Origin of the sequence: Prevotella sp. CAG:255 (assembly GCF_000431195.1) — a bacterium.
Lineage (GTDB): Bacteria > Bacteroidota > Bacteroidia > Bacteroidales > Bacteroidaceae > Prevotella > Prevotella rara.
Map to the genome: position 1 here is coordinate 1 of NZ_HF986824.1, position 11,731 is coordinate 11,731.

Consider the following 11,731-nt stretch of genomic DNA (forward strand, 5'->3'; position numbering starts at 1 on the left):
GACTTATTATAAGTTATTTGAAGATGTTTTGAGTTGTTTAGAGTACTTTATTTACCGATGCAGAAATGTTTGAAGATGTTGCTTAATACTTCATCTGTGGTTATTTCGCCACCTACAATTTCTGTTAGGTGAAAAAGACATTGGCGAAGGTCCTCACTTATCAAATCACCAGAAAGTTGGGTATTAAGGCCCTCTTGGACACGGTGGATAGATGAAAGGGCATGACTGAGTGCCTCATAGTGGCGTAGGTTGCTTACAACAACACTATTTTGAGACATGTCAGGTGTAATCGTAAACTCAATTAGTTGTTGTTGTAAATCATAAAGCCCATCTTTGTTTTTAGCAGATAGAGGTATAGTAACATATTTTGATGGAATGCCATCTGATATTGACATATATGAGCAGTCCGCAGTATCTTTATTTGTTATATTGTTTTCCAATGATTTCTTTATATTTTCATTAAGTAAATCAAACTTATTGAGTATAATTACAAGGTGCTTGTCTTTACATCTTGGTATAATTTGCTCTGACAGTTGCTTATATTGCTTTTCTGCACAAGTAGCATCTATGACCCATAGAACTATATTTGCTTGTTCTAATTTTTGGAAACTACGTTTGATGCCAAGGGATTCAATAGCATCCGTTGTCTCACGTATGCCAGCTGTATCAATAAAGCGGAATGTTATTCCTTCAAGGTTTATAGTATCTTCAATAACATCGCGTGTAGTACCATGGATATCACTTACTATGGCACGTTCTTCATTTAGTAAGGCATTCAATAATGTTGATTTTCCTGCATTTGTTTCTCCAACGATAGCTACAGGAACTCCATTTTTTATGGCATTGCCCATATTGAAAGAATTTGTTAGTAGACTTATTACCTTTTCTATTTGATTAGCTATATCTTTAAGTTCTGAACGGTCTGCAAATTCTAATTCTTCATGATCGCTGAAGTCAAGTTCAAGTTCCATTAGAGATGTAAGTTGAAGTAATTTATCACGTAAGAGTGATAATTCTTTACTGATGCCTCCACGCATTTGATTTATTGCCATGTGGTGTGTAGCTGCTGATGTTGCAGAAATTAAATCTGCAACAGCTTCTGCCTGACTTAGGTCCATCTTCCCGTTAAGAAAGGCTCTTTGTGTATATTCACCAGGGCCGGCTGAGCGGCATCCATTTTTGATTAATAATTGCATAATGTTTTGCAATATATATGATGACCCATGACATGATATTTCTACTGAATTTTCTCCTGTATATGAATGCGGTGCTCTGAAAATACTTACAAGAACTTCGTCAATGATTTCTTTTTCGTTATTTTTTATTAGGCCATAGGTTATGGTATTCGCAGCCTTTTTACTTAATGGCATACACTTTTTTCCCACTGGATAAAAAATCTTATCAGTGATGCTTATAGCATCTTGTCCTGATATTCGTATTATGCCTATAGCTCCACCATTCGCTGTTGCAATTGCGCATATTGTATCTTGTATATCCATTTTATATAGCCTCAATGTTGTAGGATAATTTAATGTTTGATTTATAAATAAAAAGTAGAAATATATAAAGACTTTAAAACTTAGTGTTATTGAATATGTATCATATAAATATGGCTGCCTCATTACTTATCTTTGAGACAGCCATTATATTATTGATAATATATTACTGGTATCATATCATCTATCTGATTCTATCTGCAGCTCTGACTAATGCTTCATCTGCGAGTATAGCTCTTCTTGCCATTAAATATAAAATAACAGCTATAAGTGGAAGTATTGATGTAAAGGAAATTTTGTAATGTCCTATAGATTCCGTTAAATTTATTGCAAACACAGCGTAAACTGCATACCATCCTAAGATTAATAATATGTTAAATATACAGAACCGACTTTGTACAATTCTGTTGTGATACATAAAAATTGCAATCAGCGAAATCGGACATGTAATCAGTAAAGTTGCAAAAAGGACCCATACAGAATAATTATGACTTCCATTCGGCATCGTAATCCACAAATTAAACATTGTAGATGTGGAATTTATATTTCCATCTGCAACAAAATGTCCTAACGGCAAGCATAGACAGATTATATTTAAAATTAATGCTGCCAAAAGGAATAAAGTTTGTTTCCTTTGTATCATTGCATATCTTTTAAATTGTCTTTTTGACCGTCACGCCAATATATATTGCCATCAATGAATTCTTGAGTAGCTAACAATGTCGGTTTAGGGAGTTTTTCATAATATCTTGATATTTCTATTTGCTCTCTATTTTCAAAAACCTCTTCTAAACTATCATTGTATGAAGCAAATTCTGCTAGCTTCTTACTTAAATCTTGTTTTATTTCTACAGAAATTTGGTTTGCACGTTTTGAGATTATAGCAACACTTTCATAAATGTTGCCTGTCTCATCACATAAATCCATAATGTTTCTGGTTACGGTGTTTGATGGTGCTTTTGATTTTTTGTAGTCCATATTCTTTATGTTATATTTATTTCTCTTTGGTATATTTCTTACAAGATGATATGTATTTTTCTGCTAATGCCTTATTCTTTGAGTCTGGATATTCATTAATGAATCCATAACATTCGTCTTCTGCATCTCGATAGCGGTCTATTTTCTTTGATTCAACGCTTTGTTCTGCCAATTCGAATTTACTTTTCATTATTAAAACAGCAAAGTCTTCGCGCAAAGAACTGTATGGATAATCATTGATTGCGTTTTGTGCCGTTATAATACATGCTTCATAATTACTTCCTCCACTTGTACAATTACCAAAATATGTACCTAAATTATAATATAATTGTGCAGAATATAATTCTTTTTTTACAAGTTTATCCTGTAATTCGAAAAGGCGTTTCTGTGCTTTACCTTTTAAAGAGGCTTCTGGATATATATCCAAGTATTCTTGAAAAGCAGCAATTGAATTTACAGTCTGTGTTTGATCTAATCTTGGTTCCGGTGTACTCATAAACAGGCTTTCGCCAATGTAGAATGAGGCCATTTCTGAATAAATACCTTTGGGATATGTCTTATAGTATTTTTTAAAAGTCATTGCAGCACTTTCATAGTCCTTGTCACAAAATTGTGCCATTGCAAGCATATATAGACTTTCTTCAGCATTGTCTGTTCCTTTTTGAATTGTTACAAGTTCTTCAAGCAAAGTAATTGCCTGTGTATATTTGCCATACGCAAAACACTCTTTTGCATATTCATACTTATAATTATAGTCTTGTGACTTATAAACTTGATTGAATTCGTGTGCACATCCAGAAAACAACACGACAGCAAATATGGAGATGATAATATTATTCTTCATAATTCAATATTTGGCTTGCAAAAGTACATATTATTCTATTAAGTAACAAAGTTTTGAACTTATTTTTAAGAAAAAATATCTTTATTAGGTGATTTCTTTGTAATATTTGTATTTTTGCATCTTGAATTGTTATGTATTTATAATATTCTTATTGTGTTTATTGTTATATGAAAGGTTTTAAGCTTACCTCAAATTATAAGCCGACAGGGGATCAACCTGAAGCTATTAAGCAATTAACAGAGGGGGTACTTAATGGTGAAAAGTCACAAGTGTTACTTGGAGTAACTGGATCGGGTAAAACTTTCACGGTTGCAAATGTTATCGCCAATGTAAATAAACCAACGTTAATTTTAAGCCATAATAAGACACTTGCAGCTCAGCTTTACAGTGAAATGAAATCTTTTTTCCCTGATAATGCGGTGGAGTATTATGTATCATACTATGATTATTATCAGCCTGAAGCATATTTACCACAGACGGATACATATATTGAAAAAGATCTTGCTATTAATGAGGAAATAGACCGTTTACGTTTATCTGCTGTTTCTGCATTGCTGTCAGGAAGGAAAGACGTTATTGTCGTATCGTCAGTCTCCTGTATTTATGGTATGGGCGGACCTGTTGAAATGGCAAAAAGTATAATATCTTTAAAGCGAGGCCAGATTTTAGATCGCAATGACTTCTTGCGTAGCCTCGTAGGAGCTTTGTATGTTCGAAATGACATAGAACTCAAGAGAGGCAATTTTAGGGTTAAAGGAGATACTGTTGATGTATTTATGGCTTATAGTAATTATGTTCTTAGAATTTCATTTTGGGATGATGAGGTTGATAGTATTGAGGAAATAGATTCAATTGATTTTCATCGAATTGCTTCTTTTGATAATTATCAAATTTATCCTGCCAATCTTTTTGTAACATCAAAAGAGCAAACTGAACTTGCTATACGTAAAATACAAGATGATTTGTTAAAGCAAATATATTACTTTAATGAGTTGGGGGATAATATTAAAGCTCAGCGTATTAAGGAACGTGTGGAGTATGATATGGAAATGATAAAAGAATTGGGCCATTGTTCGGGGATAGAAAATTATTCACGATATTTTGATGGACGTGAAGCAGGACAAAAACCATATTGTCTTTTGGATTTTTTCCCGTCAGATTATCTGATGGTGATAGATGAGAGTCATGTGAGTGTTCCTCAAATTAGTGCGATGTATGGTGGCGATAGGGCGAGAAAGACCAATCTGGTTGAATATGGATTCCGTCTGCCGGCAGCATTTGATAATCGTCCATTAAAGTTTGAAGAATTTCACTCTATGATACATCAGGTAATTTATGTTTCTGCAACTCCTGCAGATTATGAATTGGAGGAAGCAGGAGGAGTTGTTGTAGAGCAGGTTATACGTCCAACAGGATTGTTGGATCCGGAAATAGAAGTAAGACCAAGTGAAAATCAGATTGATGATCTCATGGAAGAGATTGTTATACGTAATGGGAAAAATGAACGTACGTTGGTTACTACATTGACAAAGCGTATGGCTGAAGAGTTGACAGAATATTTGCTTAATCACGATGTTAAAGCTAATTATATACACAGTGATGTCGCTACTTTGGATAGAGTGAAAATTATGAATGATTTACGTGAAGGTGTTTTTGACGTTCTTGTTGGAGTGAACCTATTGCGTGAAGGGCTTGATTTGCCAGAAGTCTCGCTTGTCGCGATACTGGATGCGGATAAAGAAGGTTTTTTGCGTTCACACAGATCGTTGACTCAAACTGCAGGCCGAGCGGCGAGGAATGTAAATGGTAAAGTAATTATGTATGCTGACCATATTACTGCAAGTATGCAGATGACGATAGATGAAACTGCAAGGCGTCGCGAAAAGCAGTTGAAATATAACGAAGAGCATAATATTACTCCTAAACAAATTGTTAAGGTAATAAATCATGATACATTGGGATCTGCTAGTATTATTGATATGCCAGTTGCAAACAAAAAGTATGAGGCTTATATTGAAGAAGACCATGTCGCATTTGCTGCGGATCCTATTGTAACCAAGATGAATAAAGATCAGTTGTTAAAAACAATTGCAAATACACAAAGGATGATGAAAAAAGCGGCAAAAGATCTTGACTTTATACAGGCTGCACAATTTCGAGATGAATTAATTCGTCTGCAAAATATACTTGATGGTAAATATTGATAATTATAAAAACATTATGTAGTAATTTATATCGGTGCTTATTTGTTGCTATTCTAATTCTAGTTGTTAAATTTTGCTTATTGTTGCGCCTATAACTTTTAATTTATTAATTTTGCAAAAATATATATTCGTATGAAACTGATTTTTATCCTTTCTATGTATTTGATTCCAATGATTGGCTTGGCACAGAGTGTTTGGGAAGCACCTAATGCCGAAGATCATAAAGTCACCACAAGTACATTTATTGATAATAAAGAGAATTCGGAAGCTAAATATTTAAAAGGAGCAGTTCCTGAGGTTGATGGAAAAGTTGAATGGCGCTTAGATATTGATGTCCCAAAGAAAAATGCTCAGGATATATACGATATAATATTTGATTGTTTTACGAGTTTAACTAAAACAGAAAATCAACTTGAAGGTAGTCGTATTTCACTTATCAATAAAAAGGACCATATTGTAGTTGCTAGTATGAAAGAGTGGCTCGTTTTTACAGATAAATTATTGTCTTTAGACAGAACGAAATTTAATTATACTTTAATCGCATATTGTAAAGATAACCATCTTACGGTTACAATGGGACGTATATTATATGTTTATGATGAAGAACGCGTTAGAGGTGGATATGTGTATAAAGCAGAAGAATGGATTAATGATGAAAATGCATTAAATCGTAAACAGACACGTTTGTTGCCTGGTTCTGCAAAATTTAGAAGAAAGACCATTGATCGTAAAGATTATATTTTTAATACAATTAAAGAAAATGTTTTGAAATAAGCTTATTTTTGATATTTTTATTTAAAAGCAATGATTGTAAATACAGATGATAATAACAAGAAATTTAATTCTTGTGGGAAATATGGAAGTCGAGGTGAACGCTTTATGTTTCTTCGTAATATATTAAATATTATTTTCATGTTGGGAGCATTGATTGGTATGGTAATTTATTTTAAAGTAGATCATCAAATTGGCACAATCGTAATATTGTCTTCCATGTTATTTAAAATTGTTGAATGTGTTTTTCGCTTCATAAAATGAGTAAAAGGCTATTAATAGGGATAACGTATATATTATTTTGTTTATCGGTCTATTCACAAGACTATAATCAGTTAACAGATACGGGCGAGTTTACACAAGCGGGATCAAATAAAAGTTCAAAAAGTGATACACTTTCATCTGGGAATAAAGAAATTCCAAAAGGATTGAAAGTTTGGACTATTGATGAACGTTTTGGGGAACGTACGGCTGCTGTACCAGATACAATGCAGCATATGTATATGAACTCAATTTTTACAACAGGCCTGCGTGGAGAATACAATACTACAGGAAACTTAGGAGCGCCACGTATTAGTCGTATTTTTATAGATAGAGATGAAATGTCCCAGTTTGTATTCACACAACCATATGATTATTTCTTGACGCCTGTCAACAAATTCCTTTTTACGAACACTCTTTCGCCGATTACCAATATTTCTTATGATGAATGTGGTGATAGAACAAATGGTGAAGATCATTTTAAGGCAATTTTTGGTGTTAATGCAGGTAAAAAGTTAGGCGTAGGTTTTAAGTTTGATTATATCTATGGCCGTGGATATTATCAAAATCAGAGCACGTCGCATTTTAATTATACTATGTATGGCTCATATCTAGGTGACAGATATAATGCTCATATTTTATTATCAACTAATCACCAAAAAGTGACGGAAAATGGTGGTATAACTGATGATAGGTACATAACACATCCTGAAGCATTTGATGATAATTTTAGGGAGAGTGAAATACCTACCGTTTTAGAACAAAATTGGAATCGTAATGATAATCAACATATATTTTTCACACACCGCTATAATTTGGGATTTAATAGAAAAGTAAAAATGACAGAAGAAGAGATTGCTGCACGAAAGTTCGCAATAGCTTCTCAAAAGGAGAATGAAACAAATAAGGCAAAAGAAGAGGCACGGAAGAAAGCTATTAAGGAAGGACGTGAATTTGATGAAAATGCATATGATGAGAAAAAGACATTTTCAGGGCGTCCTGACAATGCTATAATAGCTGGTGATGAGCCTGCCGATACGACTAATACAGCAAGCGATAGAATAGTTCTTGATAAGACAGCCGCAGATAGTTTGCTTAACGTTCATATAGACGATAAAAATGTTGCTAATGTGGATACTGCATGGATGAAAGATGAATACGTGCCAGTTACAAGCTTTATACATACTTTAAAATTTGATAATTATCGTCGTATATATCAAGCATATAGAACTCCTAAAAATTATTATGCAAATACATTCCCTGTTAATGAGAAGTTTGAAGGGGATTCAATTTATGACAAGACTAACCATTATTCATTAAAAAATACATTTGCTATAGCATTGCTAGAAGGTTTTAATAAATGGGCGAAAGCAGGACTAAGGGCTTTTGTTACATCAGATTTACGGCATTTTAGTTTGCCTGATTCTTTAGGCGGAACAAGTAGCTATAACGAACATAATTTGAGTGTTGGTGGTCAATTAATAAAAAAACAAGGAACAACGTTGCATTATGATGTTACAGCTGAAGCATGGCTTGCAGGAGAAGACGCTGGACAATTGAAAGTTGATGCAAACGCAGATCTTAATTTTCGTCTGTTTAATGATACAGTAACTCTAGCTGCACGGATGTTTTTTTATCGCCTTAACCCAACATTTTATTATAGACATTATCATTCAAAACATTTTTGGTGGGATAATGATGGTCTTAGTAAAGAAATACGTACCCGTATAGAAGGTGTCTTTTCTTTAAGGCGTACTCATACTACATTGCGTGTAGCTATTGATGATTTAAAAGATTATACATATTTGAGTCAAAGTTATACAATTACCGATAATTTTAATCGGGCAGGGAATGTGGTTTCTGTAAAGCAATGCTCAGGGAATATAAATTTATTCACTTTGCAATTGTCACAGGATTTTAAATTTGGCCCTCTTAATTGGGAAAATCAAATAACATATCAGAAATCAAGTAATGAAGAAGTCTTGCCTGTTCCTCTGTTAAATATATACACTAATTTATATTTTAAGTTTAAGGTTGCTCGTGTGTTAAGTGTTGATCTCGGGGCTGATTTGCGTTATTTTACAAAGTATAAAGCGTTGGATTATAGTCCGGCATTAGGTCAATATACCGTACAGGACAATGGTGAGAATAATGTTGAAATAGGGAATTATCCTTATGTAAATGTATACGCCAATTTACATCTAAAGCATACGCGATTTTTCATTATGATGAGCCATGTTAATGCAAGTGCAGGTGAATATTTCCTCGTTCCTCATTATCCTTTGAATGGAAGAGTGCTACGTTTTGGTGTGTCATGGAACTTTTTCAACTGATAGTAATCTTGCAACATTGACTGATGAAATAAATTTTATTGTTGATTAGTCTTTAAGTTTATATTAATTTTGTTAGAAAATATCAAATTATGCCTCAAATATCAGTACGTGGATTAGAAATGCCGGAGTCGCCAATAAGAAAATTAGCTCCGTTAGCGACAGCTGCTAAAAATCGCGGAATAAAAGTATATCATCTTAATATAGGACAGCCTGATCTGCCTACACCCAAAGTTGCTATTGACGCTATACGTAATATTGATAGAGAAATTCTTGAATATTCACCATCACAAGGATATCTTGGATACAGAAAGAAGCTTGTGAATTATTATAAAAAGTACAACATTAATGTAAGTCCTGATGATATTATAATAACTTGTGGGGGAAGTGAAGCTGTTCTTTTTGCTTTCATGTCGTGTCTAAATCCAGGAGATGAGATAATTGTTCCTGAACCTGCATATGCTAATTATATGGCTTTTGCTATTTCTGCTGGAGCAAAAATAAGGACTATTGCAACAACTATAGATGAAGGATTTTCTTTACCAAAAGTTGAGAAATTTGAAGAGTTGATAAATGATCGTACACGTGCAATACTTATTTGTAACCCCAATAATCCTACAGGATATTTGTATACAAGACGTGAAATGAACCAGATTAGAGATTTGGTTAAGAAGTATGACTTGTATCTTTTTTCTGATGAAGTTTATCGTGAATATATATATACAGGTTCGCCTTATATCAGTGCATGTCATCTTGAAGGTATTGAGCAAAATGTAGTTCTTATTGACTCTGTTAGTAAAAGATATAGCGAGTGTGGAATACGTATTGGAGCCTTGATAACTAAAAATTTGGATGTACGTCAAGCCGTGATGAAATTTTGTCAAGCCCGTTTGTCACCGCCATTAATCGGACAAATAGCAGCAGAAGCATCTCTTGATGTGCCAGAAGAATATTCACGTAGCGTATATGACGAATATGTGGAACGTCGTAAATGTCTTATAGATGGCCTTAATCGTATACCAGGTGTTTATTCACCTATACCCATGGGGGCTTTCTATACTGTTGCAAAACTACCTGTAGATGATAGTGAAAAGTTTTGCCGTTGGTGTTTGGAAACATTTAATTATGAAGGTGAAACTGTCATGATGGCTCCAGCGTCAGGATTTTATACAACACCTGGAGCCGGATATAATCAAGTACGTATAGCATATGTGTTAAAAAAAGAAGATTTAATACGTGCGCTTTTTATATTACGAAAAGCGCTTGAAACTTATCCGGGGAGGGTTGATGAAGAATGAATTTACCATTATATATAGCAAAGCGTATTTATTCAGACAATAACGCTCAGCAAAAAGTTAGTAAGCCGGCAATCCATATCGCAACAGCAGGTGTTGCCGTAGGGTTAGCCGTAATGATAATTTCTGTATGTATTGTTTTAGGTTTTAAGCATACTATACGTGATAAAGTTATAGGCTTTGGTTCCCATATTACTGTTGCGAACTTTATGACGCTACATGGCTATGAACAGAAGCCTATTGCTATGCCTGATAGTATGATGAATGTATTGAAATCCATTAATGGAGTTAAGCACGTACAACGTTATGCAATTAAACAAGGCATATTGAAGACAGACAGCGATTTTCTGGGAATAGCTTTTAAGGGCATTGCTTCAGAATACGATACTGCTTTTATCCACAATAATATGATAAGTGGTACTATTCCTGCATTTAGTGACAATAAAAGCCATAATAAGATTGTTATATCTAAGATTATGGCGGATATGCTCAAGATAAATACTGGTGATAAGGTGTTTGCATATTTTATTGATAATGATGATGTCAGAATGAGACGATTTACTGTATCAGGAGTTTATCAAACAAACCTTACACAATATGATAAAACAATCTGTTTTACCGATCTTTATACTGCATCCCGTCTTAATGGATGGGACACAGGACAAGTTACAGGTGCAGAACTTATTGTGAATGATTTCAATAAGATTAATAATGTCGAAAATATTCTTATTTCTAAAGTAAATAGAACTACTGATACTTATGGAGAAGCCTATTCTTCAGAAACAATTCAAGAGGCGAATCCACAAATTTTTTCATGGCTTGATCTTTTAGATTTAAATGTTTGGATAATACTGGCACTTATGCTATGTGTTGCTGGATTTACAATGATTTCAGGATTACTCATAATAATTCTTGAACGTACAAGTATGATAGGTATTTTAAAAGCTCTTGGTGCAAAGAATACGATAATCCGTAAAACTTTTTTATGGTTTGCTATTTTTATTATAGGGAAAGGTATGATTATTGGAAATATTATTGGTTTTGGACTAGTTTTATTACAAAAACTGACAGGTATTGTTTCTCTAGATCCTTCAACTTATTATGTTAAGACCGTACCAGTTGAAATTAATTTACCTTTAATTATATTACTTAATGTTGCCACTTTACTTATAAGTGTTTTTGTGCTTATAGCACCAAGCTTTCTTGTTTCACGTGTACATCCAGCAAAGTCAATGAGATATGAATAAAATCTAAATATAAATGATTAAGATAAGGCTTCATTATTATGTTTGTAAGTGATTTAATTAATAAAAGAAATTTCCCTAAATTCTAATTAGTCGCCCCTTAAAAAGGTTATTATCTACTGGTATTCAGTAATTTAATCAATAAAAGTCTTTGATGAATCTGCAAGTTTTCTTATCTTTAGGGTAATAAACTTGCAGATTTTATGATTAAAAAAAGTGTAGTGTTTCACTGAGTGTGTCTGAGGCAAGTTTGCCTTAGAAGTGATGATGCAAAGTTAATAGACAATTTTGTATTTCATATCAAAAAA

General features: G+C 33.4%; 9 protein-coding genes. 5 read left to right on the top strand and 4 right to left on the bottom strand.

Going from position 1 to position 11,731, the window contains the following annotated elements; genetic code table 11:
- Positions 1-47: 47 nt before the first annotated feature.
- The 4 genes from mnmE to QVO66_RS09865 all read right to left on the bottom strand — a co-directional run bounded on the left by mnmE (position 48) and on the right by QVO66_RS09865 (position 3,318).
- The gene (gene mnmE, locus QVO66_RS09850; protein ID WP_125104247.1) at positions 48-1,499 is read right to left on the bottom strand and encodes a tRNA uridine-5-carboxymethylaminomethyl(34) synthesis GTPase MnmE; all 1,452 of its coding nucleotides are present in this window, start codon (positions 1,497-1,499) and stop codon (positions 48-50) included.
- A gap of 181 nt (positions 1,500-1,680) precedes the next feature.
- Positions 1,681-2,139 carry a DUF4293 domain-containing protein gene (locus QVO66_RS09855; RefSeq protein WP_021855320.1) on the bottom strand — a complete coding sequence of 153 codons (459 nt, stop codon included), beginning with the start codon at positions 2,137-2,139 and terminating at the stop codon, positions 1,681-1,683.
- On the bottom strand, positions 2,136-2,474 hold the full coding sequence (locus QVO66_RS09860; protein WP_021855321.1) for a DNA-directed RNA polymerase subunit omega: 339 nt from the start codon (positions 2,472-2,474) through the stop codon (positions 2,136-2,138). Before QVO66_RS09860 ends, QVO66_RS09855 begins: the two co-directional genes overlap by 4 nt.
- 16 nt (positions 2,475-2,490) lie before the next feature.
- Positions 2,491-3,318 (bottom strand): outer membrane protein assembly factor BamD, encoded by an 828-nt coding sequence (locus QVO66_RS09865; protein ID WP_021855322.1) that lies wholly within the window; start codon positions 3,316-3,318, stop codon positions 2,491-2,493.
- A 167-nt stretch (positions 3,319-3,485) separates the two neighbouring features.
- Here QVO66_RS09865 and uvrB point away from each other — a divergent pair, with 167 nt between their 5' ends.
- From uvrB to QVO66_RS09895, 5 genes are all read left to right on the top strand, one after another.
- Positions 3,486-5,522 carry an excinuclease ABC subunit UvrB gene (uvrB, locus tag QVO66_RS09870; RefSeq protein ID WP_021855323.1) on the top strand — a complete coding sequence of 679 codons (2,037 nt, stop codon included), beginning with the start codon at positions 3,486-3,488 and terminating at the stop codon, positions 5,520-5,522.
- A 132-nt stretch (positions 5,523-5,654) separates the two neighbouring features.
- Positions 5,655-6,296 carry a DUF4468 domain-containing protein gene (locus QVO66_RS09875; protein ID WP_021855324.1) on the top strand — a complete coding sequence of 214 codons (642 nt, stop codon included), beginning with the start codon at positions 5,655-5,657 and terminating at the stop codon, positions 6,294-6,296.
- A gap of 257 nt (positions 6,297-6,553) precedes the next feature.
- On the top strand, positions 6,554-8,887 hold the full coding sequence (locus QVO66_RS09885) for a putative porin (RefSeq protein ID WP_288172793.1): 2,334 nt from the start codon (positions 6,554-6,556) through the stop codon (positions 8,885-8,887).
- 89 nt (positions 8,888-8,976) lie between these two features.
- Entirely contained in the window at positions 8,977-10,182 is a 1,206-nt protein-coding gene (locus QVO66_RS09890) for a pyridoxal phosphate-dependent aminotransferase (RefSeq protein ID WP_021855327.1), read from the top strand.
- The gene (locus tag QVO66_RS09895; protein ID WP_021855328.1) at positions 10,179-11,426 is read left to right on the top strand and encodes an ABC transporter permease; all 1,248 of its coding nucleotides are present in this window, start codon (positions 10,179-10,181) and stop codon (positions 11,424-11,426) included. Before QVO66_RS09890 ends, QVO66_RS09895 begins: the two co-directional genes overlap by 4 nt.
- Positions 11,427-11,731: the final 305 nt, after the last annotated feature.

Bases quoted from the DNA above. Each gene is read 5' to 3' on its own strand.
- mnmE (WP_125104247.1), bottom strand. From the start codon at position 1,499: ATGGATATACAAGATACAATATGCGCAATTGCAACAGCGAATGGTGGA.
- QVO66_RS09855 (WP_021855320.1), bottom strand. From the start codon at position 2,139: ATGATACAAAGGAAACAAACTTTATTCCTTTTGGCAGCATTAATTTTA.
- QVO66_RS09860 (WP_021855321.1), bottom strand. From the start codon at position 2,474: ATGGACTACAAAAAATCAAAAGCACCATCAAACACCGTAACCAGAAAC.
- QVO66_RS09865 (WP_021855322.1), bottom strand. From the start codon at position 3,318: ATGAAGAATAATATTATCATCTCCATATTTGCTGTCGTGTTGTTTTCT.
- uvrB (WP_021855323.1), top strand. From the start codon at position 3,486: ATGAAAGGTTTTAAGCTTACCTCAAATTATAAGCCGACAGGGGATCAA.
- QVO66_RS09875 (WP_021855324.1), top strand. From the start codon at position 5,655: ATGAAACTGATTTTTATCCTTTCTATGTATTTGATTCCAATGATTGGC.
- QVO66_RS09885 (WP_288172793.1), top strand. From the start codon at position 6,554: ATGAGTAAAAGGCTATTAATAGGGATAACGTATATATTATTTTGTTTA.
- QVO66_RS09890 (WP_021855327.1), top strand. From the start codon at position 8,977: ATGCCTCAAATATCAGTACGTGGATTAGAAATGCCGGAGTCGCCAATA.
- QVO66_RS09895 (WP_021855328.1), top strand. From the start codon at position 10,179: ATGAATTTACCATTATATATAGCAAAGCGTATTTATTCAGACAATAAC.